Origin of the sequence: Deinococcus marmoris DSM 12784 (assembly GCF_000701405.1) — a bacterium.
In the GTDB taxonomy this organism is placed as follows: Bacteria; Deinococcota; Deinococci; order Deinococcales; family Deinococcaceae; genus Deinococcus; species Deinococcus marmoris.
The window spans coordinates 12,806-37,187 of sequence record NZ_JNIV01000014.1 but is presented as its reverse complement, the minus strand read 5'-3'; the positions used below and the strand labels follow the sequence as shown (position 1 = coordinate 37,187).

The window sequence follows — 24,382 nt, the reverse complement described above, 5'->3', positions numbered from 1 at the left end:
GGCATTGAAACGCTGGCCCCCTCTCCCACGCTAACGGGGAGAGGGGGCCAGTTTCTTGAGCAAAGGGCCAGGTGGTGGCCCGGTCAGGACAGGCTCAATTCCTGAAAATCACTTCCTCACGCCCGAAGGAATGCAATGCCAGCAGCGACAGCAACGCCGCCCCGATCACATTGGCGAGGATGGCGAGCAGGATCTGATCAAGCTGTGCCGCACCCTTGACGATGTTCAGGATCGAGATCATGGAGCCGAATAGCGGCACGGCGTATACGGCGGTACTCAGGGTCAGGAAGTCCGCGAATTGCAGCATCACGGCGGGCAGCACGATGATCAGCGTCAGCGGCGCGATATACGTCTGCGCTTCCTTGAAGCTGCGGGCGTAGATGCCGATGGCGATCAGCACGGCGCTGATGATTAAAGCGGCACTGGCGGCCAGTCCCAGCATCCCCAGCGTGCCGCCGAAGGTCAGACTCAGTTGCCCGCCCATCGACGCGGTGATGTCCGCGCCCAGTCCGCTTCTATTGGCCAGGAACAGCGCCGCCACCAGTCCACTGACAACAAAGCCCAGCACGCTGAAGCACGCGCTGAGCAGGGCCGTGATGGTGGTGGCCAGCAGCTTGCCGGTCACCACCTCGGCGCGGCGCACTGGGGACACCAGCAGGCTTTCCAGCGTGCCGCGTTCCTTTTCCCCGGCGGTGGCGTCGATGGCGGTGGCCATGCCGCCCGACAGGATGAATTGCAGCATCAGGAAGGGAATCAGGAAGGCCAGTTGCCCGCTGCGCTGCTCCTGCGGGGGGCTGGCGTCGATGGGTTTGATGGTCACGGGCGTCAGGGTATCCGCGCCCAGCCCCAGGCCCTCCAGGCGTTCCAGCGTGAGGGTACGGTTGTAGCTGTCCACCACGTCCTGCACCTTGCCGTAAGCCCCGGCGCGTGCGCTCAGGCTGCTCAGCTTGGCGTAGACCTCCAGCGCGGCGCTGCCCTCTCCGGCGCGGGTGGGCAGGGCAGCAGGAGCCTGAATGGCCGCGTCCACGTCACCGGATTGCACGGCCTTCTGCGGATCTTCCACCGACACGAGGTCCACACCCGCCCGCACCGTCTTGCCGCCCACCTGCTCGTCCTGTTCCAGTGCCGTGCGTAATGCCGGGGGCAGGGTTCCCACCACGCCCACCGTCTGCCGTTCCTGCTGCTGCCCGCCAATAAAACTGCCCAGCAGCAGGGGCAGCCCCAGCGACAGCGCCGGAATCAGGATCAGCGGCATCAGGATGGTGGCGGCCAGGGTGCGGCGGTCCCGCAGGGTGGACAGCAGATCGCGGACGGCAATGCGCCAGACCATGTTGGGGCGAATGGAGTTAGACCGCACGCTGCCCACCTCCCCGAACCAGCGAAAAGAAGGCGCGTTCTAGATTGGCCTCACCGGTCTGGGCCAGGATGTCGGGGATGCGGCCCACGGTCAATAACCCGCCCTCATGCAGAATCGCCACGCGGTCACAGACCTCCTCGGCCTCGGACATGACGTGGGTGGAGTACAGCGTCAGGCGTCCGGGTGCGCGGGTGGCGAGAACAAAGTCCAGCAGCGTGCGGCGGGCGAAGATATCCAGACCGCTGGCCGCCTCGTCCAGAATCAGCACGGGCGGGTCCTGAATCACGGCGCGGGCGATCACCACCTTCTGCTTCATGCCGGTGCTGTAGTCCCCGGCGCGCACGTCCAGGGTGCGGCCCAGTTCCAGCCCGGCGTCCAGTTCGGCAATGCGGGCCTCGGTCTGGGCGCGGGTCATGCCGTACAGCCCCGCAAACGAGCGCAGCACCTCGCGCCCCGTCAGGCGGGCGGGCAGGCCCATGCCGCCGTTGACCACGCCCACGCGGCGGCGCACCTCCTCGGGCTGGCGCAGCACGTCGTGGCCGTCCACCGACGCCGTGCCCGAGGTGGGCCGAAGCAATGTGGCCAAAATCCGCAGCAGCGTGGTCTTGCCCGCGCCGTTGGGGCCGAGCAGCCCGAAAACCTCGCCTTCCGGGGCGCTGAGGGATATCCCTTTCAGGGCGGTGAACTTGCCGTAGGTCTTGGTGACGTTCTGAATGTCAAGCATGGTCCGGGTGGAAGGGGGATGGGATTGGGTCTGAGTTTGGGATTGGGTCATGGTTCTCCTGGGAAGAAATACGGGCGCAGTGTCAATGGAGTTGCGGCGACATTCGGGAATCGGGGCAGGGTTCAGGACAGGGGGCGCTTGAAATAATGGAAGACGCCGCCCAGCCAGGTGTCCACCAGCGTCCAGCCCTGCTGGGCCAGCTCGTCACGCTGCTCGCCGCTCAGCAGGCCGCCCAGGCGCTGGTACAGCCAGCGGGAACGGGACTCCTGCTCTCCGGCGGCGCGGCGAAACGACAGCGTGCCCAGCCCCACCCCGGTCAGCTCCCAGCCGTGTTCGCCCATCTCGCGCAGGATGGCCAGTTCGTTCAGGGCGGTGGCAAAGCGGGTCTGGTAATCAAAGCCGGGTTCCGCCACCAGCGCGGCAGACAGCGGGGGGCCGGGCCGATCCGGGTCAGTAAAAATGTCCTCAATGGACCCCCCGAACAGCCGCGCGATGCGGAAGGCCAGCGGCAGGCTGGGATCGTACTTGCCGGTTTCCAGCGCGTTGACGGTCTGGCGGCTGACGTCCAGCTCGGCGGCCAGATCGGCCTGGGTCCATTGCCGTGCGGCACGCAGACGGCGAATGTGGTTGTCCACCGCCGCTACACCTGCCGGTTTCGCAGGCTCAGCGTGGCCGCCGCACCCACCCAGCTCAACATGCCCACGACGTAAAAGAGGAAGGTGGGCGTCTGAAAGTCGAAGGCGGATTCCAGAGCAATCAGCGCCCCGGCCACCACCATCGTCACCATGAAGGCGATGCTGGTGGCCTGCATCTGCAAGGCGCGCATGTACTCGTCCATCAGCATCACGCCGCGCAGGGTCAGCACGGCGAAGAACAGCGGCAGCACCGAGAGAATGCCGTAGCCCATGCCTTTGACGAGACTGAACAGTGTGCTGTCTCCGCTCTCACCCACCGCAACCAGCACGGCGGCCAGCGCGGCCAGCAGGCCCCCGGTCAGGCCCATGATGCCCGCGACACGCTGCACCTTCTGGGTGCGGCTGCCCCCGGCGGGGGCGGTGCGGCCTGAAGTGGGCGTCATATGGAGTCTCCCCGACGCGGGGCTGGTGCGTTCTGCCCAGGTCCACCGATTACGAGGAATGCTGAGCGGGAATGACGTGTTATTAAAGACGAGGGCTGAGAGAGAGTGCTGGTCATGTCAAACCTCCTTGACTTAAGGGTACGGCTTCCTTGACTCTGATGTCAAGCTAAGTTGACCTGGTGCATGACCTCTTGGGCCAGTTCCTCAAGACCGACTTTCTGTACCCTCATCAAAAATGAGAGAAAATATGTGACAATAGGAAAGTTGCGCCCACAAGCGCACTTGCTTCTGATTTCTCACGTTTAAGGCGATCAACATGTTAAATCGCTTCTTTAGAATTTGCGACGGTGCTTCAAGGTATGCATGGCTGCGCCGCCCGAAATTCTCGTTCGGAGGACACTGAATGTTTAATCCCCCCACCCTGGAAGACCTGCAAGAAACCCGCCGCGCCAACGAAAAGCTTGTCCTGAGTGCCCTGGACAGCAAGCCTGAATGGGTTGAAACCGAACTGGCCAAGACCACTGGTCTGGCGCTGTCGCACCTGCGAGCCGCCCTCGCCAGCCTGCTGGATCAGGGCCGCGTGCGCCGTCTGCCCGGCACCGGCACCCGCGCGGTGTACGGTCTGGCCGATCCCGGTCTGGCCGACGTTCCCGCCACCCCGCTGACGGTGGACGCCAAGAAAGTCCGCGATTACCTGGAAGGCCGCGCCGATAGCGCCCTGTACATGAGCGAGCAGCTCCGCATGACCCGCGAAGACGTCATGACCGCCCTGAGCCTGCTGAACGCGCACGGCATGGTCACCTGCACCTTCGTGGGCAGTCTGGTCATCTTCCGCATGAAGGAAGTGCAGGCGCTGGGCACCGAGCAGGCCGCCCCCGCCGCGACGGGCAAGAAAAAGCAAGTCGCCTGAATCTCTGAGTTGACAACGCAGAAAGCTGGACTTCTCTTGATTGAGAGGTCCGGTTTTTTCGTTGCGTCACCACAGCATCTGCCTAAAGTCCTCTTTAATCCTTTCGCGCTCAGGGACTGAGGCGGACGCGCACGCTAAAGCGCATGAGCGATGACACCAAGCCCAGCTATGATCCCGCCAACCAGTCTCCCGCAGAGGGCCAGAGCCACCCGATTCCCGAAGCGGACCGGGGCAAGGCTCCCAACTTTGATCCCGCCGATAAGGACGGCCCCGCTGAGGGTGGCCGGGACGCCGTGGAAGACGACAGCACGCCCAGCAGCTAACGCGCGATGACCGCTGAACCTGTCCTGAACGCAGCCCGGCCTGAAAAGGAACGGGCTGACTTGCTGGTGTGGATCAAGGACGTGTTGCACGCCGAGTACGGGGACCGCCATCTAGACCCCCGCCGCGAGCCGATGCACGAGCTGATCAGCACCATCCTGTCGCAGCGCACCACCTGGCAGGACGAGGCTGCCGCATACGACGAGTTGTGCGAGATTGGTGACTGGGACGCGATTATCGCCGCGCCCACCGAGGCCGTGGCCCACGCCATCCGCCGCAGCAATTACCCGGAGGCCAAGGCCCCGCGCATTCAGGAAACGCTGCGCCAGATCAGGGATTCGCCGGGTGGCTACAATCTGGAATTCCTGCGCGACATGTCCAGCAAGGACGCGCTGAAGTGGTTGACGGACTTGCCCGGAGTAGGCGTAAAAACGGCCAGTCTCGTTCTGCTGTTCAACTACGCCCACCCCGTTTTCCCCGTGGATACCCACGTTCACCGCATCACCACCCGCGTCGGCGCAATCGCGCTGATGGGCGAACAGGCGGCGCACCGGGCGTTGCTCAAGGTGTTGCCCGAAGATCCGCAGTTCCTGTACGAACTGCATCTGAACCTGCTCAAGCACGGCCAGCAGGTCTGCCACTGGAGCCGCCCAAAATGCGGCGTGTGCATCCTGCGCGAAAGATGCGACGCCTTCGCGGTTTTCGGTGACAGGGTGCCGAGTTTCACCGAGACGAAGGCGAGTGGAAAGGGAACGGCGACGAAGAATCGGACGTGAGCGGTCAAGGGGCGTTGGCGGCGTTCCATTGACATCCCATCACCCATTTCCCGCCAGCAGACGCGATACACTGTGCGGCTGTGACGCGCCCGCCTCCCTGCTAACCTCAAGCAATTTCCGGGGCCGCCGCGCGCACACCCCGGAGGACTTTTGAGTTACTGGCGCAATACCATGAAACCTTTGCTGGACGACGAAACAGGCACGATGTTCAAGCACGCCCCGGTGCGCGTGACGCTGGCCTTTCCCAACCGCTACAGCGTGGGCATGGCCTCCCTGGGCTTTCAGGTCATCTACCGCATGTTCAACAACGAGGAAGGCGTCGCCTGCGAACGGGCCTTCCTGCCCGACGATGTGGACGCCTTTGAAAAGCTGGGCCAGCCGCTGCCCACGGTAGAAACCGGGCGCGAGGCCGGGGACTGCGAACTGTTCGCCATGAGCGTGTCCTTTGAGCTGGACCTGACCAACATCATCCGCATGCTGGACGTGGTGGGGCTGCACCCATTGCGCGAACGGCGCGACGACAGCGACGCCATCGTGATGATCGGCGGGCCGCTGACTTCCTCCAACCCGTACCCGCTGGTTCCCTTTGCCGACGTGATCGTGATCGGTGACGGCGAGCAGATCATTCCCGTGGTGTCGGATGCGTTGCGCGAATCCACGTCACGCGAGGATTTCTACGACTTGATTGACGGAATGCCGGGGATCTTCCTTCCGGCGCGTCACACGCATGAACCCACCTGGGCCACCGCGCCCAAGGAACTGTTGCCCGCTTACAGCCAGATCGTGACGCCGCACAGCGAACTGAGCAACATGTTTCTGGTGGAGGCCCAGCGCGGCTGCCCCCGTCCCTGCACCTTCTGTCTGGCGCGGACCATGTACGGCCCCAATCGCAACAACGGCGGCCAGGAACTGCTGGACGTGATTCCCGACTGGGCGCAGAAGGTGGGGCTGGTGGGCGCGGCGCTGTCCGACTTTCCGCACACCAAGTTCGTGGGCCGCACCCTCACCGAGCGCGGCGTGAAGCTGGGCGTGTCCTCCATCCGCGCCGACACGGTGGACACTGAGCTCGCCGAGATTCTGAAGGCGGGCGGCCTGCGGACGTTCACGGTGGCAAGTGATGCACCCAGCGAACGCCTGCGCCGCTGGCTCAAGAAGGGCATTACCACCGAGGATTTACTGAAGACCGCGCAGATCAGCCGTGACCTGGGCTTTTCCGGCCTCAAGGTCTACATGATGATCGGCCTGGGGCCGGAGAACGACGACGACATCACCGAATTGATCTCGTTCACCAAGGAACTGGCGGGCATCAACCGGATCGCACTGGGCATCTCGCCGTTTGTGCCCAAGCGCCACACGCCGCACTTTGCCGATCCCTTCGGGGGCGTGCAGATCATTGAGGCGCGGCTCAAGCGTATCCAGAAGGAACTGCGCCGCACCGCCGAGCTTCGCAACGTGTCCGCCAAGTGGGCCTGGGTGGAAAGCGTGATTGCGCGGGGTGGCCCGGAAATCGGCATGGCCGCCTACACCCTTTACCGCAACGAGAGCATCGGCGCATGGAAGAAGGCGCTGGACGAGATCGGCTGGGTGGACGAGTACGGCGACAACGACGCCTCGTCCATCTCGCTGCCGCCGGGCCAGTACGTGCCACGAGGAGTCAATGCCCACGCGGATGGGCTGGCGGTCTAAAGTAGTTCTTACCTGACCCTCTCCACCACGGAGGGGGCTTTTTTTGCTCTCCACTCCGCCACTTGGCCGATGCACACGCCGCCCGCCTGTGTTCTATTCACGCATGGAACCCACCGCCCCTCCCCCACTGCCCGGTTTCCCAGACCTCCAGCTTCTTGAGTGCAGCGCCGCTGACTTTCCCCGTCTGGCCGCGTTTCTGAGCGCTGCCCACCCAGATGCACCCACCTCGGCAGAGGATCTGGAGCGGCTGGTGGCGGGGCGGATGCCGGGCGAAACCCACCGTCAGCTTCTAGCGCTGCGCGGCGGGGAAATCGTGGGGCTGGTCGAAATGGGCGTGCCACGTATGGACGGGCATCCCGGCTGGCTGGAAGTCAGGATTCGCACCGGGCAGGATGAGGCGGGTGGCAAACTGGCGGAAGAATTGTTGACACTGGCTGAGAACAGCGCCGCCGAACTGGGCGCGCTGACCTTGATTTCTCAGGTCCAAGAGAACTGGTGGGAACACGACTTTCTGCTTGCGCGCGGTTACGCGGAGCATGACCGCATGTGGAACAGCACCCTGAATTTGCAGGCGCTGGACTTCACTCGCTTTGCCGGGACTCAGGCGCGGGTGGCGGCGGCGGGCGTAACTATCCAGCCTCTCTCGGAGCTGGGAGAATTTGATGAAGTGCAGCAGCGATGTTTTTATGCGCTGGTGGCCGCCCTGCTGCGTGATGTCCCCAGTACCACCCCGGTCAGCGTGTGGCCCTTTGAGGTCTGGCAGCGCCGCGCGGGTGCGAGGATGCTGCCAGAGGGCATGTTTATCGCGCTGGCCCAGAACGGCGAATGGGTGGGCCTGAGCGAACTCTACCTGCCCATCGCCACGCGCCCTGGCACGCTGCACAACGGCCTGACCGGAGTTCTGCCGGGGTGGCGCGGTCACGGCGTCGCGCTGGCCCTCAAACTGGCCGCCGCCCGCGCCGCGCTGGCACGGGGATTTACGCACGCGCGCACGGGCAACCACAGCATCAATACACCCATGCTTGCAGTGAACGAGCGACTGGGGTTCGTGCGGGAAGGTGCGCGGGTGACGCTCAGGCGGGAGGTAGGGGCGTGATTGCGTCTAGACCCGCCACTGCTCGCGCTGGTACTTGATGCGGTAGCGGCTGCGGCTGGCGGCCTCGATCAGATCGCTGGGGGTACGGATGTCCGGGCCGGTGCTGGCCCCACCGACGCTGGCCTGAAGGGACAGATCACGGTAAGCCACGTTGTCCAGCGACAGTTGCACCCGGCGGGTCAGGTCGGCCAGTTCGGCGGCGGGGGTGTTGTCCAGCAGGACGGCGAACTCGTCGGGTCCCCAGCGGAAGATCAGGTCGCCCCGGCGCTTGTGCTGCATGATGCGGCCCGCCAGTTCGCGCAGCAGTTCATCCCCGGCAGCGTAGCCGTACACCGAGTTGACCTTGCGAAAGCCGCTGAGGTCCACCAGCAGCAGGCCCAGCGGGCGGCTCTGGCGGCCCTGCCAGCGGCTTTCCACCGCGCGGGTAAAGGCTAGGCGGTTGCCGAAACCGGTCAGGGGATCGCGCACGCCGGAATGGCGCAGGGTCCACCAGCGTTCCAGCATGACCAGTCCAGTGCCCAGCACCGCGCACAGCGACAGCGTGACCCCCGGCAGCAGCGAATTGAGCAGCCAGTACGGCACGGACAGCGCCAGTGCCAGTAGAGCAATGGCAAAGCCCCACAGACCGCCCGCCAGCACGGCAGCGACGGCGGCCAAGACACCGGCCAGCATGACCGTCCACAGCGGCAGAGACGCAAACGGCGCGCTGAGCAGGCTGGAGACCGCCCGCGCCTGCAATTCCACACCGGCAACGACCTGACCGCTCACGTCCCGCACTGCCGGGGCACCCACGCCGCTGGCGGTCAGACCCACCAGCACCACCCGGTTCTGAAAATCGCCGTAACGAATGGAACCGTTCACCACGTCGCGGAAGGGAATCACGGGCAGGCGCTGTGGGTCAGGGGCGCTGTAGCGCAAAATGCGCGGCTGTGCATCCAGCGGCACAGTGCGCCCCGCCGCCACCGCCAGTTGGCGCGCGAAGCTGGGGGCCAGAGCTGAACCAGCGTCCGGGTAGGCCGCCTGAAAGGAGCGCACGATACCGTCCTCACTCAGGTTCAGGGCGCTGATGCCGGTGGGCGAGCGCCAGTCGGGGCGCAGCGCGGTGGGTTCGCCGGGGGCAGTGGCCAGTACCACGTTGGGACGGCTGAACACGGCGGCCAGCGCGGCGTCGTTGCGCGCCGGATCGGCCAGCAGCACGTCCACGCCGATGGCCGCGACTCCCGCCTGATCCAGCGTATTCAGGGCCTGAGCGTACAGTTCGCGTGGCCAGCTTCCGATGCGCCCGTAATCCCGCAGCGTGGCGTCGTCGATGCCTACCACCAGCACGCGCCCATCGGGAGGACTGGGCAGGGCGCGGTTCAGGGCGTCCCACAGCAGGCTGTTCTCGGGCATCGACCAGGCCAGCGCCGCCGCCAGCAGCGCGGCCAGCGGCAGGGTCAGCCGCCGGACCGGACGTGCCGCGCCGGGCCGTAACGCCAGGGAATCAGGGAAGCCGAGCATAGCTCTGGTTTCCTGCCCCGTCCCGCAGGGTCAGCGAGACGGGTGCATCGGGCGAGGGCAGCGGTAAAGACCACACGAAAGACCCGCCGCCCTGGGTCTCCACCGTTCGGGTGTAGGTCTGGCCGCCCACCGTGACGCTCAGGTCTATGCGGGAATCTCCGGCGTCACTGACCACACCGCCCAGGGTCAGGACACGGCCCACGCGCTCCACAGACAGTTCGCTCAGGCGCGGCGGCGTGCGGTCCACCGTGATGGTCTGCGTGCGCGTCAGGGTCTGGCCATAGCGCTGGGCGCGCACCCTCACGCTGTACTGGCCTTCCGGCAGCGAGTCTTTGAGGCGCTCCAGCCGGAACAGTCCGTTCTCGCCGTTCAGGGGAACAGTCTGTCCGGCCACCGTCAGCGTGACCCGCGCGTCGGGCAGGCTGCGGGCCGAGAGGGCCAGCTCCTGCAAACTGCGGCCCGGCAGGTCCAGGCTGAGCGTCAGCGCCTGCGCCCGCGCCGCGTCCTGCGCGATGTTGAAGCGGTCCACGGCGTCGAGTTGCAGCGGAACGAGCGGGCCGCCGGGACTGCGCTGCTGGCCCGGCGAGACTGCCGCGTCCGGCTGCCCAGGCAGCGCCACCTGACCATCGAAGACCTTGACCAGCCCGCCCGCATCCACCCGAAACACGGTCCCGCGCACCGCCGTGCTGACCACCGGCGTATCGATGCGGTAGCCGCCCTGGCCCTTTTCCACCACGTTCCAGGCGGTGCCCTTCTCCAGTTTCAGCAACACCTCGCGGCCCGCACTGGTGCGCTCGATGCTGATGACACTCAGGGCACTCTGCTCGTTCAGGCGCAGGTAGCCGCCGCCCGTGAAACCGATTTCGGCCCAGGCGGCAGGCCCAGTGTTCAGCGCCGCGCCGGGTTGCAGGTCATCCCCGATCAGCGCCACCCGTGACGTGCCGCGTGCCAGCAACGTGACCGCGCCGCGCGTGGCCTCCACGGCTGCCACGCCCAGCCCGCTGAACTGCGCGTCGTACCACGGATCGGCCTCCCGGAAGGCGCTGACCCTGCCACTGTCCAGCGCGATCTGCTGGCCCGCGCGCAGCTCGATGCTGCGTCCCTTCAGCGCGATCCGCAGCCGCCCGGCGATCACCGCCACCCGCTTTTCGTTGGCGCTCAGATCGACGCGCAGTTGCCCCGCGCCGTCCATCACCACATGGTGGCCCGCCACATGCACGGCCACCGGTCCCCGCAGGAAAAACCGCCCGGACAGCAGATCGGCCTCGCCCAGATAACGCCGCAACTCGGAAGCGCTGCCTGCGACCACCTGACCCAGCCGCCCCGCCTGAAGCATGGCCCGTCCCGTCTCGACGCGCAGGCGGGTGGTGACCTCGGTGGGCACGGTCTGGGCACGCCAGGTGCCGTCCGGTCCCTGAATCTCCACGCGCCCCTGCGCGGACTGCAAGGCGGGCGGCAAGGCGGAAACGGCCTGACCGGGGGCAGCCTTGGCAGGCGCAGGAGACAGGGGCGAGGTCTGTGCCACGGCCTGTTCACCCGCGCCCAGACAGCCAGACAGTGCCACCACCCGCAGCAAAAGTTCACGGGCAGGCGAGGGAGAGGGGAGGGCCTTAGACATCTTATCCACCAGTTTACGAGAAAAACCTGACATTTGGGCGACCCAAGGTATACTTAAGGGCGTGCTTGTTGCTGTGCAGGACGCCATCAAAGATTACGGTCCCGCCACCGTGTTATCTGAGGTCACTTTTGCCGTCAGGAGCGGCGACCGCATCGGTCTGGTGGGCCGCAACGGGGCGGGGAAAACCACCCTGTTGCGGCTGCTGACCGGGCAACTTCCCCCGGATGGGGGCACCGTGCGCCGCGCGCCGGGCGTGCGCGTCCGCGCCTTGCAGCAGGACCCGGTGTTTGAAGCCGGGACGACAGTGGACAGCGTACTGGACGCCGCCTTCCATGATCTGGACGCCCTAGAGGCCGAGCTGGACGCCGCCGCACAGGCCATGAGCGCCGGAACGCCCGAGAGCGTGCTGCGCCACGAGGAGATTCTGGAACATTACGTGCGGCGCGGCGGCTTCGAGCGCCGCAGTCGCAAGGACGCCGTGACGCTGGCCTTCGGTTTCCGGGGCCGCGAGGACACGGCAGCCGAGAGCCTCAGCGGCGGCGAGCGCACCCGCCTGGGTCTGGCCGCGCTGCTGGTGGAAAACCCCGACGTGCTGCTACTGGACGAGCCGACCAACCACCTGGACATCGTGATGGTGGAGTGGCTGGAAAACTTTCTGGGCCGTTATCCCGGCGCGGTGCTGGTGATCAGCCATGACCGCACCTTTCTGGACCGCGTGACCAACGAAACGGCCCACCTGCGCGCCGGAACTCTGCGGACCTATCCGGGCAATTACAGCACCTTCCGCGCCGCGCTGGATGCCGAAGCTGAGTTGCAGGCCGCCCGCGCCGTGCAGGACGCCCGCCAGATCTCCAATCTCCAGAGCAGCGCGGACCGCATGAAGATCTGGGGCCTGGGCATGAGCAAGCTGGCCCGGCGCGCGGCGGCCATGCAAAAACGCGTGGACCGGATGCAGGCCCGCGCCACGGCGGCCCCACCCGCGGAGGAACGCAGCGCCCGCATCACCTTCCACGCCCCCGGCAGCGGCGACATTGTGCTGGACGCCCGCCACCTGACGCGGCGCATTCCCGCCGAGGGGACCCAGACCCGCACGCTGTTTGAGGACATCAACGTGCAGGTGCGCCGGGGCGAGCGCGTGGCCATCGTCGGGCGTAACGGGGCCGGCAAGACCACGCTGCTGCGAATGCTGCTGGGTCTGGAAAAAAGCGACGATCCACGCGGCAAGGTGCTGACCGGCGCGCGGGTGGGCGTGGGCTATTACGATCAGGCCCTGCGCGGCGTTTCCCCTGATCAGACCCTGTACGACGTGGCCCGCGAGTACGTGCAGAAAGACCCGCAGGCCCACGATCTGCTGGGCACCTTCATGTTTCCCTATGACCAGCACGACAAGCCCGCCCGCATCCTGTCCGGCGGCGAGCGGGCGCGGCTGGCCCTGCTCAAGCTGGCGCAGGAGGACCGCAACCTGCTGGTGATGGACGAGCCGACCAACCACCTGGATATGGAAATGGTGGAGGCCCTGGAACTTGCCCTGGAGGACTTTGGCGGCACGCTGCTGATGGTCAGCCATGACCGCGCCTTTATCGAGGGTCTGGCGGACCGCATCTGGCTGATCGAGGACGGCCATTTCTACGAATACCCCGGCTGGGAGGACTACCGTGCCAAGCACCGCAGTCTGGCCGAACGGGAGGCCGAGGAAGAGCGGGAGGCGGCGCTGGCCGAGGCGAAGGCCGCACCGAAAGCTGCCACGCCCAGGGGCAAGGGCCTGTGGCATCTCAAGCGGGAAGTGGAGACCATTGAGGCGGACATTGCCCGGCTGGAAGCGCAACTGGGAACCGCCCAGGCGGCCCTGAACAGCGCCCCGCCCGACGCCGATTTCACCGCACTGGGTCAGGCTGCCCACGATCTGGAGCTGGCTCTGGAACGCAAGCTGGAAGAGTGGGGTGAGAAGGGCGCGGAGGTGGAGGAGAAAGAAGGGTGAAGTCAAGTCTAGAGCAGACAAAAGAAAACGCCCCCCATGACGGGGGCGTTTCTTCGTCAACTTCTAGTCGGGGCCAAACTAAAGTTTAGTTGACGGGAACCAGTTCGATGTAGTTGATCTTGGTGTTCTTGCCGCCCTTGGCGTCGATGGTCATCACGCCGCCGGAAACGGTGACCTGCTTGGTGAGCTTCTCAAAAATCTTGGCAGAGGTAGGGACAAAGTTGTTGATAATGTTCGTACCTTCAACGTTGATGGTGTGCGAGCTGTTGAGGTTGTTGGGGGTGGTGCTGGCGCTGGAATCGCCCACGCTCACGGTCACGTTGTACACGCCGTCGGCCATCTTGTACTCGAAGGCTCCTGACGTCAGGGTGCCACTGGCGCAGTTATTGCCGTTCGTGGCCGAACCACACTGCATGTTAATCTGGGTCAACTGAGCAGGCTCCGCTCCGGCCAGCACGATGGGCGCGCCATTGGGGCGGACGTTGGCTGTCATGTTCAGGGGCACAGGGGCTGCCGTACCGGCGCTGGCCTCCGTGATCCAGCCGGTCATGCTGGCTGCGGTGTAAGCAGCGCCAGAGTTGGTCTCGTAACCAACCACCGGGGAGGTGGCAGGTGCGAAGTTGATCTTGACCGTGGGACGCGTACCCACTGCCGTCACTGTGAACGTCGCCTGCCCCTTCTTGGTGTTGTCCACCGTTGAGGTGGCGATAATGTCAGCAGTACCGGGGGTCACGGCGGTGACCAGACCCGTAGTACTTACCGTGGCAACCGCATTATTGCTGCTGGTCCAGGTAACTGTCTGGGCAGGCGAGTTGGTGCCGGTCACGCTGGCCGTGGCCTGAGACGTGCCGCCCACAGTCGCGCTGGCCGGGTTCAGGGTCACAGCGACAGCAGTAACAGTAGGCGTGGGGGTGGTAGCCGCCTTAACGGTGATGGTCACGGAGCCGGACTTGGTCTTGTCGGCGGTGGACGTGGCTGTCACAACCGTGGTGCCTTCCTTAACTGCCGTGATCAGACCCGTGGTATTACCGACCGTGGCGACATCAGGGACACTGCTGGTCCAGGTGACAGTCCCAGCCGGGTTGTTGGTGCCGGTAACCTTTGCTGCTGCCTGGGCGGTGGCACCAATGTTCAGGGTGGCAGCGGCTCCGATTGGGGCGGTGACCGCAACGTTGGTTACGGTGGCCGTGGGCGTGGGCGTGGGGTTACAGGCCACGATGGCAATGGAAGCGGTCAGTGACAGGGCGATGGTCGCGGGGCGGCGGAACATGGAAAATGTTGACATGAAGTACCTTACCTTTAAAAAGAGTCTCGAGAGGACGAAGGGCCTGGGATTGCGCTCAGTATCGTATCATGCACTTTTTTACCGGATACCGGTTGAGATTAACCTCGCCTACATCAAGCTCAACCCGCTCTGCAAAGAGAATCCGTTCGCATCTACACGACATAAATCCACCTGACATAGGGGTGGTTCCAACGGCGACGGCACGATATCGAGAGGTACGAAGGCACGCGTTCTACAACGACTCACGTACCCAACAAGGTTTCCGTTACGCAGGCTTGTTCTGGTCTGCCCAGACGCGTCAGTGCCCCGTTTGTCATGCTTGAATCCAATCTGAGGGGACAGGCGTTACGAAAACGTGAAATTTGGCTCCGTACCCCCAGTGGAGTGTTGCCGCCAGCCATCAATCTCCCTGATGGCAATTTGGACGCAGGGGAAGTGGCATCACAGATGCCGGGCAGGCGCGCACGGCGATCAGGTAAACGGCAATCTGATGGAAGGCGTGGCCTATAAGTGACTGGCTGTAAGCTCGGGGTAAGCCCCATACTTCTAGTCTGGAGGCAGGTTGACCTTCCAGAGAGAGGCGCTGCTGCGCGGACTGACGGTCCCACCCCACCACCCATGACCGAACCCACCCCCCACCCCGTCCCCGAATCAGCGTCTGTGTCCGTGACCCAGATGCTGGATCAGGCATGGGAAATCCGCCGCAGCGAGCCGCGTGAAACTGTGCGGCTGGCGCGGCTGGCACTGACCCATAACCTGCCCACCCCAGAGGAATCCAGGGCGCGGGTCTGTCTGGGCTACGGCCTGCTGCGTCTGGGAGAATTTGCCGACGCCCAGACCGAGCTGACTCAGGCCCTCAATATGTTCAATGAGGCAGGCAACCTGCTCCAGAAACGCACGACTTCCAACATTCTGGGGATGGTGCAGTGTGAGCTGGGCCAGCCGGTGGCCGCCTTGCAGACCTTCTTGCAGGTGCGGCAACTGAGCGTGGCGCTTGGATTGATTCAGGGTGAAATCGAGGCATTGAATAATGTCGGTAGCGTGTACGTTTCAATGGGCAACCATCCGGGGGCGCTGGAATCTTATCTCCGGTCCCTCCGTCTGGCGCAGCAGCATGAAATGCGAGACGTGGAGGGCGAGATTCTCAACAACCTGAGCGTGGAGTATTACGAACTTACGCGCTATGGGGATGCACTGGAAGCGGCCCAGGCCAGCCTGAATATCTCGGCAAAATCTCTCGACAATGACGCGGCCCACCTGCATACCTCTGCGCTCGCCCTCCACAACGCCGCCCGTGCGTGCTTCAAACTCAGTCACCTGGACCGCGCTCTGGATTTGAATCAGCAGGCGCTGACGATCTTTGAGGCTCTGGAGGATCAGGCGGCTGTAGCAGAAGTTCACGACGAACTGGGACGGCTCTCCCAGCATCAACGTGGATTCAGGGAAGCCGAGCGCTTCTTCCGTCTTGGCCTTCAGATGCGCCAGCAGATCGGCGATCTGCATGGTCAGGCCGAGAGCCTGCTCCATCTGGGCGGTCTTCAGTTGCTGCTGGGCCAGACGCAGGAAGCGCTGGACACCATTCATGCGGCGCGTGCCACCGCTGAACACAGTCAGGCCCAGACCGAGCGCTGCGCCGCCGATCTATCCCTGGCCGACGCCTATCGTCAGGCCGGGCAGTTCCGCGAGGGATTCCTGCATCTGGAACAGCATCTGCTGCTTAAAGAAGAGCTGTTCAACGCGGCCTCCGATCAGCGGGTCCAGAGCTTGCAGATTCAGTTTGAACTGGAACGCGCCGAGCAGCAACGCGCCGCCGCCGAGCAGTTGAGCGCCGAACTTCAACAACTGAACAGCGAACTGGAACGCACACATCAGGAACTGACCGTCGCCCATGCCCGGACCTCGGCGCTGCTGGAACAGGTCGAGCAACAGGCCAATCAGGACGCCCTGACCGGTCTGGCCAATCGGCGGGCCTTCGACAGCGCTGTGGAGCGCCTGCAACCCGGCGTCCAGATGACGGTGGTGATCGGCGACATCGATCATTTCAAGCAGGTCAACGATCAGTACTCGCACCTGATCGGCGACGAGGTGCTGCGTCAGATCGCCGGCGTGCTGGGGGCCGGGGTGCGCCTGCGGCAGGGCGATCTGCTGGCCCGTTTTGGCGGCGAGGAATTCGTGATCCTGATGGTCGGCACCGACGCCGTGACCACGCAGCGCATCTGCGAACGCCTGCGGCTGGCCACCGAGCGCCACAACTGGGGGGCCGTTCGTCCCGGCCTGCGCGTGACCATCAGCCTGGGGGCGGCAGTCAGCCGCAACGGCGAGGACCTGACCGCCGTTCTTCAGGCTGCCGATCACGCCCTGTATGAAGCCAAGGCCAATGGCCGCAACCAGGTGGTCCTCCGGCCATAACACAGGCCACGGCACACACCTAGAGTCAACGTTGAAGATCCGATCCGTCAGAGCTTTGTAAGATTATTCATGTGACCCTGGGGCAGTGAATCAAATTTCACACAGGCCCCTGAAGCCTGTGCCCTTCCAGAGTTGTAAGGGCGGATACTCATCCCCGATCTCCCGGAGGCACCATTCATGACCCGTTCCCCCCTTCGCTGGACCGCGCTCGCGGCACTCACCCTGCTGCTGGCAGGCTGCTCCACATCCCTGCCGCCCACCACCGACGCATCTACTCCCACTTCCGCCGGGAACACCGAAGTCGTGCGGATCGCGCTCGCTGCCGACGCCACGCAGGATCAGGTGGCAACTCCCGGCACCCAGATCCTGGCCTGGCACCCGGAGGAAGGTTTTGCGCTGGTCGTCCGGCCACAGTCTTCCGGCCTGAGCGCCCAGGGCGGGCCGAAGGGCGAGGCCAACGCCAACCGTTTTGCCCCACCAGAGGTGCAGGGCAGCAGCGTCTGGGCGGGCGGGCGCACGGCTTGGTCCGGCGGCAACGGTTCTGCAAGCTGGCAGAAGCTGACCGGAAACCTGAAGGCCGCGTCTGAAAACCAGGTCAGTTGGAAGCAGATCGATCTGGCAGGCGCGTGGTCTCACGCACGCAAGCTGGGGGAGGGGATCAAGGTGGCCGTGATCGACACCGGGATAGACCTGAAACACCCGGCCTTCCTGGGCAATCTGGCCCCGGCTTCCGAATGGAAGGATTTTGTGGACGGTGACAGCACCCCGCAGGAAATCAAGGGGACGGCTTATGGACACGGCACCGGCGTGGCAGGCGTGATTTTGCAGATTGCCCCGAAAGCCACGGTGCTGCCCATCCGGGTGCTGAGGCCCGACGGTTCGGGCGACGTGTCTACCGTGGTGCAGGCGATGGACTGGGCCATGAAGAAGGGTGCGCGGGTCATCAACCTGTCGCTAGGCTCAGACACGCCCTCCCCGGCGCTGAACGACATGCTGGCCCTGGCGGCCTCGCGGCAGATCGTGGTGGTGGCCTCCAGCGGCAACAGCGGCAACGAGAAGATCACCTATCCGGCGGGCAACGCGGGCATTTTTGTCCCCAGCGATTATCTGGTCAGCGTGGGCAGCGTGAACGCCAGAGACGTGAAATCCAGCTTCTCTACTTACGGCTACTCTCTGAACCTGACGGCTCCCGGCGAACGCATCTACACCGCCATGCCCGACAACGGCGCGGGGTACTGGAGCGGCACCTCCTTTGCCGCACCGATGGTGACGGGTGCGCTGGCGCTGGCGCTGGGCGAGGGCAAGACGACCATGCTCACCACCCTGCTGTATGCGGACGGCAAGGATATCGATGGCGTGAATTCCTACGCCCTCCAATCCAAGCTGGGCACAAGGCTGGATCTGGCAGCTTTCCTGGAAGACGCCTTCTGAGAGCAGCGAGACCAGTAACCCTCACCCCCATACGCGGCGGTGGGGGTTTTTCTTTCTCTGGCGGCCTGAACCATGAGCCTCACGGAGCAGCCGTGCGCGTCTCTTCCTGCGCCACCACAGGACTTACCTTCAGCGTCAGCGTGAACACGAAAGCCGCCGCCACCAGTCCCAGCGCCAGGAAGTAGGCGGAGCGCAGCCCCTCGGCCAGTGCCGCGCCGCCGCCCGCAATGGCCGCCTCGCCAATCAGCAGGGCCATGACGGTCACGCCCAGCGCGCCGCCCATCTGCCGGGCGAACAGCACGCCGCTGGTGACCGCGCCCAGTTCTCCATCTGCTGCCGCACCCTGCGCCGAGAGCAGCAGCGTGAGCATGGAAAAACCCATGCCGCTGCCCACCACAAAGCCCAGGGCAGACGTGACCCACAGCGGCGCGTGAACGGTGAAGGTCAGCGCGGCGAACACCAGCACCAGCACCGCGAAGCCCAGTTGCGAGATGCGGGCCAGCGGAATGCGCTTCATCAGTTGCGCGGCCAGGATGCTGGCCAGGGTCCAGCCCACCAGCGCCGGGGTCAGGATCGCCCCTGCCGCCGTCGCGCCCCGGCCCGTCACCCCCTGGGCATACAGCGGCAGGTAGGCGATCACGCCAAAGTACGCTGCCCCGGCCAGCAGGTTCCCGGCGAAGGCCACGCGCGGAACACGGTCACGCAGGGCCGACATGGGGAGCAGCGGCGAGGGATGGCGGCTTTCCAGCAGCAGCGCCCCGGCCAGAATTGCCGCACCTGCTGCCGCCACCCACCACTGCTTCAGCTCCAGCCCCCAGATCAGCAGGCCGCTGCCCGCCGTGAACAGCGCCGCGCCGCCCCAGTCCAGACTGGCCTCGCTGCGTTTGCCCGACTGCTTGAGGTAACGGGATACCATCAAAAAGGCCCCCACGCCGAAGGGCAGCGACACGAAAAAGGTCCAGCGCCAGGACCACGTTTCGGTGAGCCAGCCGCCCAGCAGCGGCCCCACCAGACCGCTGATGCCCCACACGCCGCTGAACAGCGCCTGCACCCGCCCGCGCTGCTCCAGGGTGTACAGCTCGCCAATGATGGTCAGGGCAATGGACAGCAGCGCACCCGCACCCAACCCCTGCAAGGCACGCGCGCCGATCAGCCAGCCCATGTTCTGCGCCGCGCCGCACAGCACGCTGCCCAGCAGGAACAGGGCCATGCCCATCAGGTACAGCTTCTTGCGGCCCACGATGTCCGAACCCCGGCCCCACAGCGGGCTGGAGACCGTGCTGGTGAGCAGATAGGCGGCAAAGGGCAGCGCGTAGAATGCCTGTCCGTTCAGGTCCTGAATCACGCTGGGCATGGCGCTGGCCACCACGCTGGATTCCAGTGCATTCAGGAACACGCCCAGGATCAGCCCCACGGTGGCCAGCTTGCGGGCCTGATCCAGCGCGGCCTGGTTGGGCGAAGCGGCGGCAGCAGGCGTAATGGGCGCTGTACTTTTTAGATCCGGCACGCGGGTCAGGCTACTCTCACGTCACCGGAAAGAGGGTGGGCGGTGGGCAGAACGGCCAGCACCCCATCTTGTCAGATGCCCAATGCAAGCCTCATCTCCAGAGTTGCGGGTCTACCCTGGGGAACATGACCACACCACAACCCACCATCCACGTGCAAAATCTGGGGGCCACTGGCCTGGGCGTCAGCGAGATCGGCTACGGGGCCTGGGGCATCGGCGCGGACATGTGGAAGGGCGCGCAGGACGACGAAAGCCTGGAGGCGCTGCGCCGTTATCTGGCCCTGGGTGGCAACTTTATTGATACGGCGATGGGCTATGGCGACGGCCACAGCGAGCGGCTGGTAGGACAGGCTGCCCGCGATTATCCCGGCACCATCGTCGCCACCAAGATCAGCCCGAAGAATGGGCAGTGGCCCGCGCAGCCCGGCGTGCCAGCGCAAGAGGCGTTTCCCGCCGAACACGTCATCGCCATGACCGAGGCCAGTCTGGAACGGCTGGGCCTGGACAGGATCGACGTACAGCAATTCCACGTCTGGAACGATTCGTGGCTGGGACAGGGCGACTGGCAGGACGCGGTGACTCAACTCAAGAAAGACGGCAAGATCGGACACTTCGGCATCAGCATCAATGACCATCAGCCCGACAACGCCGTGAAAGCGGTGGAGGCAGGCGTGGTGGAAACCGTGCAGGTGATCTACAACGTCTTTGACCAGTCGCCGCAGGACCGCCTGCTGGATGCCTGCCTGGCTAACGGCGTGGGCGTGATCGTGCGCGTGGCGCTGGACGAGGGCAGCCTGACCGGCAACATCACCGCCGGGACCGAATTCCCGGAAGGCGACTGGCGCAACCGCTACTTCGGCGGCAACCGCAAGGCCGAGCTGCAACCGCGTCTGAGGGCCATTGAGAGTGATCTGGGCATCAACAGCTCGCAACTGGCCGAGACCTCGCTGCGCTATGTCCTCAGCCACCGCGCCGTCAGCACCGTGATCGTGGGGATGCGGAGCGTGCGGAACGTGGAGCGCAACGTGGCGATTGCCGATGGTCAGGGCCTGCCCGCCGATGACGTGGCCCGCCTGTACGCCCACCGCTGGGACAGGAACTGGTACAACGCGGCGGAAGAATAAATTTCAGGTCGTTCGCGTCAATTCAGTGCCTTCCAGCGTTTCCAACAGGAAAACCCTGATTTCAGAGAGATGTGGCCTGCTGGTCAAAAGCATTAGCCAGAAGCTAAAAATCAGGAAGACCCATAACCCGATGGCGAAAATGACCAACGATAATGCGAAATCTGAGGAGTCTGCCCACCACGGTCCAAGCAGGCCGATGATCAGAATGACAAGAGAAAGCGCTGTATATACGACAAAAGCCCGTCTAGAATTTCGGTCTATTTGAAATTCCCCGATCATCATCAACCCGCTTTGGTGCCTTGACGAAGCGCTTTCTATATGTCCCGTGTACTCAAAAAGAACCTGACGCGCCCCAAGCAGGCCAGGATTTCTCCGTATCCGAAGGGTTTGCGCAAACACCTCGCCCAGAAATCTTGAACTTGAGGCCGTCGCCAGCACGCCCCGGTCTGTGGTGATCGCAGCGGCAAGTCGCCTCTGGCCCTCCTCAATGGTCAAGGGTGAAGCGACGGCAAACGGTTGTGGGAAAATCCATTTCAATTGTTATACTCCCGCTTCTGCATCAGCATCGTGCGTTTGCACTGCGCCACCACCTCACCGCGCTGATTGATGGCGCGGTGTTCCACGGTAACTAAACCCTGATTCGGGCGGGATTTACTGTCACGCGCCTCCAGCACCTCGGACTCGGCGTGGATGGTGTCGCCGTGAAAAACGGGCTTGGGGAACACCACATCGGTCATGCCCAGATTTGCCACCAGGGTGCCCAGCGTCAGCTCATGCACACTCAGGCCCACCAGCAGGCTCAAGGTTAAAAGGCTGTTGACCAGCGGCTGCCCGAACTCGGTCTGCGCGGCGTACTCGTGGTCCAGATGCAGCGGCTGCGGGTTCATGGTCAGCGTGGTGAACAGCACGTTGTCGGCCTCGGTCAGCGTGCGGGTGACGCGGTGACGGATGACGGTGCCAGGGGTGAGTTCCTCAAAGTAGCGGCCCTGCGGGCGGTTCAGGTCTTCATTCATCTGTCTTCTCCTGAAGTTGAGCAAGCATGGCGCGGGCGGCGGTCAGCATGGGTTCGTCCACCATCTGGCCCTCAAAGCTGAAGGCCCCGTGACCCCGTTCGGCTGCCGCGTGGGCAGCGTCCAGCAGGGCGCGGGCGCGGGCGGCCTCGGCAGGGGTGGTCCCGAAAATGTCATGGGCCAGCGCCACCTGAGCGGGGTGGATGCATAGTTTGCCCGCGTAGCCCAGAGCGCGGCCCTGCTCGGAATCGGCGCGAAAGGCGGCCTCATCGTTCAGCGCCGTGACCACGATATCCAGCGCCGGAACCCCGGCCAGCCGCGCAGCCAGCGCCACCTTTGAACGGGCGTACAGCACTTCCAGATTGCCCGCCGTGCGCCGTCCGCCCAGATCGGTGGTGTAATCCTCCGCGCCGAAGTAAGCCAGCGTGACGGCCTCTTCCTTCAAAATTTCCAGCGCATTCCAGACGCCCGCCCCGGTTTCCAACCCGGCCAGAAGTGGAAGGGTGAGGCCGCGCGACTTCAGCGCCTCAGCGACGAGCCGAACATCTGCCGCAGATTCCAGTTTAGGAATCACTACGCCCGCCAGTTCGGGGGTCAGGACGGCCAGATCGCCCTCAAAATACGGCGAGTGCGGGGCGTTGACGCGCAGGAAGACGGCCAGATGCGGCGCGGCGGCGATCAGGTCACGGGCGGCGTCGCGGGCGATGGGGCGGGCGGCAGCTTTGGCCTCGGCGTTGCCGGGGATGGCGTCCTCCAGATCAATGACCACCGCATCGGGCGAGGTGCGCGGCAGCTTGGCGATCAGGTCCGCGCGGTTGCCAGGAGCGAACAGCATGGAACGGGGGCGCAGGGTGGGCGCGGGCATCAGGACTGTCCTGTGCGGGCGGAAAAGTGGTGGGGCATGGGATCAGGATAGCTGTCGGGGATGCGGGGGCGTGTGCAAATACCGCCTCACCGCACGTCGCTGCGCCGCAGAGCATAGGCCACGGCCAGCGCCAGGACGGCCAGCCCCAGCGTCGCCAGTCCCCAAACCGCGCCGCTGCTGGCCGCGAAAGCAGTTGCAGACAGTCCACCCTGAAACAGCAGTGTCAGAACCGTATTGATCAGTGGGGCGCGCTGGCTGCGCTTGAAGGCGTCGGCGCGGCGCACCGGGAGGGGTTGCCACAGCACCATTAAAGCCGTGCCACCCGTTCCCAGCAGCAATAGCGGCAACAGAAAAAACGTGTGGGAGGTTCCCAGCGCCCCACGCAGGGCCAGCACGGTCAGCGCTACCAACCCGAGCAGCACGGTGGGAATCACGGCGGCCAGCCACTTGTCGCGCCGCAGGGCCGCCGGGCTGCGCGGGGCGCTGATCAGCAGGTCCGGGGCGTCCTCGGCGTTCAGGGTCAGGTGGGCCAGGGCTGCCGTCAGGCTGGCGGTCAGCAGAATGACCCCGGTGCCGCCCGCCGCCCGCAGCCCCCCGCCGCCCCGTGTGACCGAGAACAGCAGCGGCAGCAGATACACCAGTTGCAGCAACGTGCGCGACAGCAGTTCCGGGTCACGCCCGATCAGCCGCCACTCCTTAAGCAGCGTGGCGCGGGAACCGGAGGCAAAACGCAATTTACCCGGTGGGGTGCGCGAATGCCGGACGCGGCCTTCTGGCGCGGCGACTTCCTGCGCGCCGTTCACGAACTGCCGGGTCAGGGCCAGCACCGAGACGGCGAACACGGACACGGACAGCAGGACCAGCAGCAACGCGGGCAAAGGCTCCAGCCACGCGGCGCGGGCCGGGAGCCACAGCCACGCCTCCCGGTCCGGCCAGTTGCCCCGGCCCGGCGCGAAGGAGGACAGCGCCTCAAAAACAGCACTGGGCTGCTGCCCCCGGCCCCGCCCCCCACTGAAATTGGCCCACTGCGTTCCCAGAAAAATACCCGCGCCGAACAGCGCCCCCAGCACCGCCGACACCGTGCGGGTGCGGCGCACGCCCAACACGCGCACCAGTCCAAGTGTCAGCCACAGCCCCGCGCTGGACGCCAGCAGTGATGCAGACAGCCACCACAGCGGCAATCCCACTCCACCGCGCCACACGCCCAGCACCAGCAGGGCCAGGGTCAGCGGCACCACCAGCAGGCCAGCGGGCAACGCCGCCGAGAGTGCCACCCCCAGCGCCCGTGACGCCAGCACCACACGCGGCGGGATGGGCGATTGCAGCAGCAGGTCCAGATCGCCGCGCGTGAACAGCGTGACCAGAGACGCCCGCACCGCCGCAGAAAGCATCAGCGTCAGCAAAAACGCCTGCGCCAGCAACACCGGACCCAGCGCCAGATCGGGCAGCGGGGCGTTCAGGGGCAAGTCCGCCAGCAGGGAGCGCAAGGCGAAATAACCTCCCAGCACGGCCAGAATCAGCACCGCCAGCGCGATGTACACCCCCTTGCGCTGGCCGCCCGTCAGCGCCTGCCACTGCCACAGCAGTTGCTTTTTCAGCAGCCAGGGCAGGCTGCCGGGTTTCGGGCCTCTGACACGGGATGCAGACGATTTGACAGCCTCGGTTCTCATACGAATTCCAATTGAATCGTTGGCAAAAACGATGAAA

20 protein-coding genes and 1 pseudogene are annotated in these 24,382 nt (G+C 65.0%); 9 read left to right on the top strand and 12 right to left on the bottom strand.

From position 1 onward, the window contains the following. Window positions 1-94: 94 nt before the first annotated feature. The 4 genes and pseudogenes from Q319_RS0105020 to Q319_RS0105005 all read right to left on the bottom strand — a co-directional run bounded on the left by Q319_RS0105020 (window position 95) and on the right by Q319_RS0105005 (window position 3,159). A complete protein-coding gene (locus Q319_RS0105020) occupies window positions 95-1,330 on the bottom strand; it encodes an ABC transporter permease (protein WP_029480940.1) in 1,236 nt (411 codons plus the stop codon). A gap of 16 nt (window positions 1,331-1,346) precedes the next feature. Further along, window positions 1,347-2,081, bottom strand: a complete 735-nt coding sequence (locus Q319_RS0105015; protein ID WP_029480939.1) for an ABC transporter ATP-binding protein — start codon at window positions 2,079-2,081, stop codon at window positions 1,347-1,349. Window positions 2,082-2,524: 443 nt separating this feature from the next. Further along, window positions 2,525-2,716: pseudogene (locus Q319_RS0105010) on the bottom strand (helix-turn-helix transcriptional regulator); the annotation flags it as partial. A 5-nt stretch (window positions 2,717-2,721) separates the two neighbouring features. Then, complete coding sequence (locus Q319_RS0105005) at window positions 2,722-3,159, bottom strand: hypothetical protein (protein WP_051655116.1); 438 nt, start codon at window positions 3,157-3,159, stop codon at window positions 2,722-2,724. A gap of 403 nt (window positions 3,160-3,562) precedes the next feature. Here Q319_RS0105005 and Q319_RS0105000 point away from each other — a divergent pair, with 403 nt between their 5' ends. From Q319_RS0105000 to Q319_RS0104980, 5 genes are all read left to right on the top strand, one after another. Then, the gene (locus tag Q319_RS0105000; protein ID WP_029480936.1) at window positions 3,563-4,069 is read left to right on the top strand and encodes a transcription initiation factor IIE subunit alpha family protein; all 507 of its coding nucleotides are present in this window, start codon (window positions 3,563-3,565) and stop codon (window positions 4,067-4,069) included. A gap of 143 nt (window positions 4,070-4,212) precedes the next feature. Then, complete coding sequence (locus Q319_RS0104995) at window positions 4,213-4,392, top strand: hypothetical protein (protein ID WP_029480935.1); 180 nt, start codon at window positions 4,213-4,215, stop codon at window positions 4,390-4,392. Between the two features lie 6 nt (window positions 4,393-4,398). Continuing rightward, on the top strand, window positions 4,399-5,166 hold the full coding sequence (locus tag Q319_RS0104990) for a monofunctional DNA glycosylase (RefSeq protein ID WP_051655115.1): 768 nt from the start codon (window positions 4,399-4,401) through the stop codon (window positions 5,164-5,166). 150 nt (window positions 5,167-5,316) lie between these two features. Next, the gene (locus Q319_RS0104985) at window positions 5,317-6,852 is read left to right on the top strand and encodes a B12-binding domain-containing radical SAM protein (RefSeq protein ID WP_029480933.1); all 1,536 of its coding nucleotides are present in this window, start codon (window positions 5,317-5,319) and stop codon (window positions 6,850-6,852) included. A gap of 103 nt (window positions 6,853-6,955) precedes the next feature. Continuing rightward, the gene (locus Q319_RS0104980; RefSeq protein ID WP_029480932.1) at window positions 6,956-7,948 is read left to right on the top strand and encodes a GNAT family N-acetyltransferase; all 993 of its coding nucleotides are present in this window, start codon (window positions 6,956-6,958) and stop codon (window positions 7,946-7,948) included. A 6-nt stretch (window positions 7,949-7,954) separates the two neighbouring features. Here Q319_RS0104980 and Q319_RS0104975 read toward each other — a convergent pair whose 3' ends face one another. Next, window positions 7,955-9,448 carry a CHASE2 domain-containing protein gene (locus tag Q319_RS0104975; RefSeq protein ID WP_029480931.1) on the bottom strand — a complete coding sequence of 498 codons (1,494 nt, stop codon included), beginning with the start codon at window positions 9,446-9,448 and terminating at the stop codon, window positions 7,955-7,957. Further along, on the bottom strand, window positions 9,432-11,066 hold the full coding sequence (locus Q319_RS0104970) for a FecR domain-containing protein (protein WP_162178620.1): 1,635 nt from the start codon (window positions 11,064-11,066) through the stop codon (window positions 9,432-9,434). The genes Q319_RS0104975 and Q319_RS0104970 overlap by 17 nt, the downstream gene beginning before the upstream one ends. 61 nt (window positions 11,067-11,127) lie before the next feature. Here Q319_RS0104970 and abc-f point away from each other — a divergent pair, with 61 nt between their 5' ends. After that, on the top strand, window positions 11,128-13,044 hold the full coding sequence (gene abc-f / locus Q319_RS0104965; protein ID WP_029480929.1) for a ribosomal protection-like ABC-F family protein: 1,917 nt from the start codon (window positions 11,128-11,130) through the stop codon (window positions 13,042-13,044). Between the two features lie 85 nt (window positions 13,045-13,129). Here the strand turns inward: abc-f and Q319_RS24220 are convergent, their stop codons facing one another. Continuing rightward, the gene (locus Q319_RS24220) at window positions 13,130-14,329 is read right to left on the bottom strand and encodes an Ig-like domain-containing protein (RefSeq protein ID WP_081845895.1); all 1,200 of its coding nucleotides are present in this window, start codon (window positions 14,327-14,329) and stop codon (window positions 13,130-13,132) included. Window positions 14,330-14,947: 618 nt separating this feature from the next. Between Q319_RS24220 and Q319_RS25345 the strand changes: the two genes are divergently transcribed. Together Q319_RS25345 and Q319_RS0104945 are read left to right on the top strand one after the other, a co-directional pair. Beyond that, entirely contained in the window at window positions 14,948-16,738 is a 1,791-nt protein-coding gene (locus Q319_RS25345) for a tetratricopeptide repeat-containing diguanylate cyclase (RefSeq protein ID WP_029480926.1), read from the top strand. A 177-nt stretch (window positions 16,739-16,915) separates the two neighbouring features. Next, the gene (locus tag Q319_RS0104945; protein ID WP_029480925.1) at window positions 16,916-18,169 is read left to right on the top strand and encodes a S8 family serine peptidase; all 1,254 of its coding nucleotides are present in this window, start codon (window positions 16,916-16,918) and stop codon (window positions 18,167-18,169) included. 79 nt (window positions 18,170-18,248) lie between these two features. Here Q319_RS0104945 and Q319_RS0104940 read toward each other — a convergent pair whose 3' ends face one another. Then, on the bottom strand, window positions 18,249-19,649 hold the full coding sequence (locus tag Q319_RS0104940; protein WP_051655125.1) for an MDR family MFS transporter: 1,401 nt from the start codon (window positions 19,647-19,649) through the stop codon (window positions 18,249-18,251). 152 nt (window positions 19,650-19,801) lie between these two features. Between Q319_RS0104940 and Q319_RS0104935 the strand changes: the two genes are divergently transcribed. Continuing rightward, complete coding sequence (locus Q319_RS0104935) at window positions 19,802-20,800, top strand: aldo/keto reductase (RefSeq protein ID WP_029480923.1); 999 nt, start codon at window positions 19,802-19,804, stop codon at window positions 20,798-20,800. Window positions 20,801-20,803: 3 nt separating this feature from the next. Here the strand turns inward: Q319_RS0104935 and Q319_RS0104930 are convergent, their stop codons facing one another. The 4 genes from Q319_RS0104930 to Q319_RS0104915 form a co-directional block, all read right to left on the bottom strand. Further along, window positions 20,804-21,337 carry a hypothetical protein gene (locus tag Q319_RS0104930; RefSeq protein ID WP_034413816.1) on the bottom strand — a complete coding sequence of 178 codons (534 nt, stop codon included), beginning with the start codon at window positions 21,335-21,337 and terminating at the stop codon, window positions 20,804-20,806. Further along, window positions 21,334-21,813: a MaoC family dehydratase gene (locus Q319_RS0104925; protein WP_029480920.1), complete on the bottom strand. Its 480-nt coding sequence runs from the start codon at window positions 21,811-21,813 to the stop codon at window positions 21,334-21,336. Before Q319_RS0104925 ends, Q319_RS0104930 begins: the two co-directional genes overlap by 4 nt. Beyond that, window positions 21,806-22,675 carry an HpcH/HpaI aldolase/citrate lyase family protein gene (locus Q319_RS0104920; RefSeq protein ID WP_029480918.1) on the bottom strand — a complete coding sequence of 290 codons (870 nt, stop codon included), beginning with the start codon at window positions 22,673-22,675 and terminating at the stop codon, window positions 21,806-21,808. Before Q319_RS0104920 ends, Q319_RS0104925 begins: the two co-directional genes overlap by 8 nt. An 86-nt stretch (window positions 22,676-22,761) precedes the next feature. Next, a complete protein-coding gene (locus Q319_RS0104915) occupies window positions 22,762-24,345 on the bottom strand; it encodes an ABC transporter permease (protein ID WP_051655113.1) in 1,584 nt (527 codons plus the stop codon). Between the last annotated feature and the right edge of the window lie 37 nt (window positions 24,346-24,382).

Bases quoted from the DNA above. Each gene is read 5' to 3' on its own strand.
- Q319_RS0105020 (WP_029480940.1), bottom strand. From the start codon at position 1,330: ATGGTCTGGCGCATTGCCGTCCGCGATCTGCTGTCCACCCTGCGGGAC.
- Q319_RS0105015 (WP_029480939.1), bottom strand. From the start codon at position 2,081: ATGCTTGACATTCAGAACGTCACCAAGACCTACGGCAAGTTCACCGCC.
- Q319_RS0105005 (WP_051655116.1), bottom strand. From the start codon at position 3,159: ATGACGCCCACTTCAGGCCGCACCGCCCCCGCCGGGGGCAGCCGCACC.
- Q319_RS0105000 (WP_029480936.1), top strand. From the start codon at position 3,563: ATGTTTAATCCCCCCACCCTGGAAGACCTGCAAGAAACCCGCCGCGCC.
- Q319_RS0104995 (WP_029480935.1), top strand. From the start codon at position 4,213: ATGAGCGATGACACCAAGCCCAGCTATGATCCCGCCAACCAGTCTCCC.
- Q319_RS0104990 (WP_051655115.1), top strand. From the start codon at position 4,399: ATGACCGCTGAACCTGTCCTGAACGCAGCCCGGCCTGAAAAGGAACGG.
- Q319_RS0104980 (WP_029480932.1), top strand. From the start codon at position 6,956: ATGGAACCCACCGCCCCTCCCCCACTGCCCGGTTTCCCAGACCTCCAG.
- Q319_RS0104975 (WP_029480931.1), bottom strand. From the start codon at position 9,448: ATGCTCGGCTTCCCTGATTCCCTGGCGTTACGGCCCGGCGCGGCACGT.
- Q319_RS0104970 (WP_162178620.1), bottom strand. From the start codon at position 11,066: ATGTCTAAGGCCCTCCCCTCTCCCTCGCCTGCCCGTGAACTTTTGCTG.
- Q319_RS24220 (WP_081845895.1), bottom strand. From the start codon at position 14,329: ATGTCAACATTTTCCATGTTCCGCCGCCCCGCGACCATCGCCCTGTCA.
- Q319_RS25345 (WP_029480926.1), top strand. From the start codon at position 14,948: ATGACCGAACCCACCCCCCACCCCGTCCCCGAATCAGCGTCTGTGTCC.
- Q319_RS0104945 (WP_029480925.1), top strand. From the start codon at position 16,916: ATGACCCGTTCCCCCCTTCGCTGGACCGCGCTCGCGGCACTCACCCTG.
- Q319_RS0104935 (WP_029480923.1), top strand. From the start codon at position 19,802: ATGACCACACCACAACCCACCATCCACGTGCAAAATCTGGGGGCCACT.
- Q319_RS0104925 (WP_029480920.1), bottom strand. From the start codon at position 21,813: ATGAATGAAGACCTGAACCGCCCGCAGGGCCGCTACTTTGAGGAACTC.
- Q319_RS0104920 (WP_029480918.1), bottom strand. From the start codon at position 22,675: ATGCCCGCGCCCACCCTGCGCCCCCGTTCCATGCTGTTCGCTCCTGGC.
- Q319_RS0104915 (WP_051655113.1), bottom strand. From the start codon at position 24,345: ATGAGAACCGAGGCTGTCAAATCGTCTGCATCCCGTGTCAGAGGCCCG.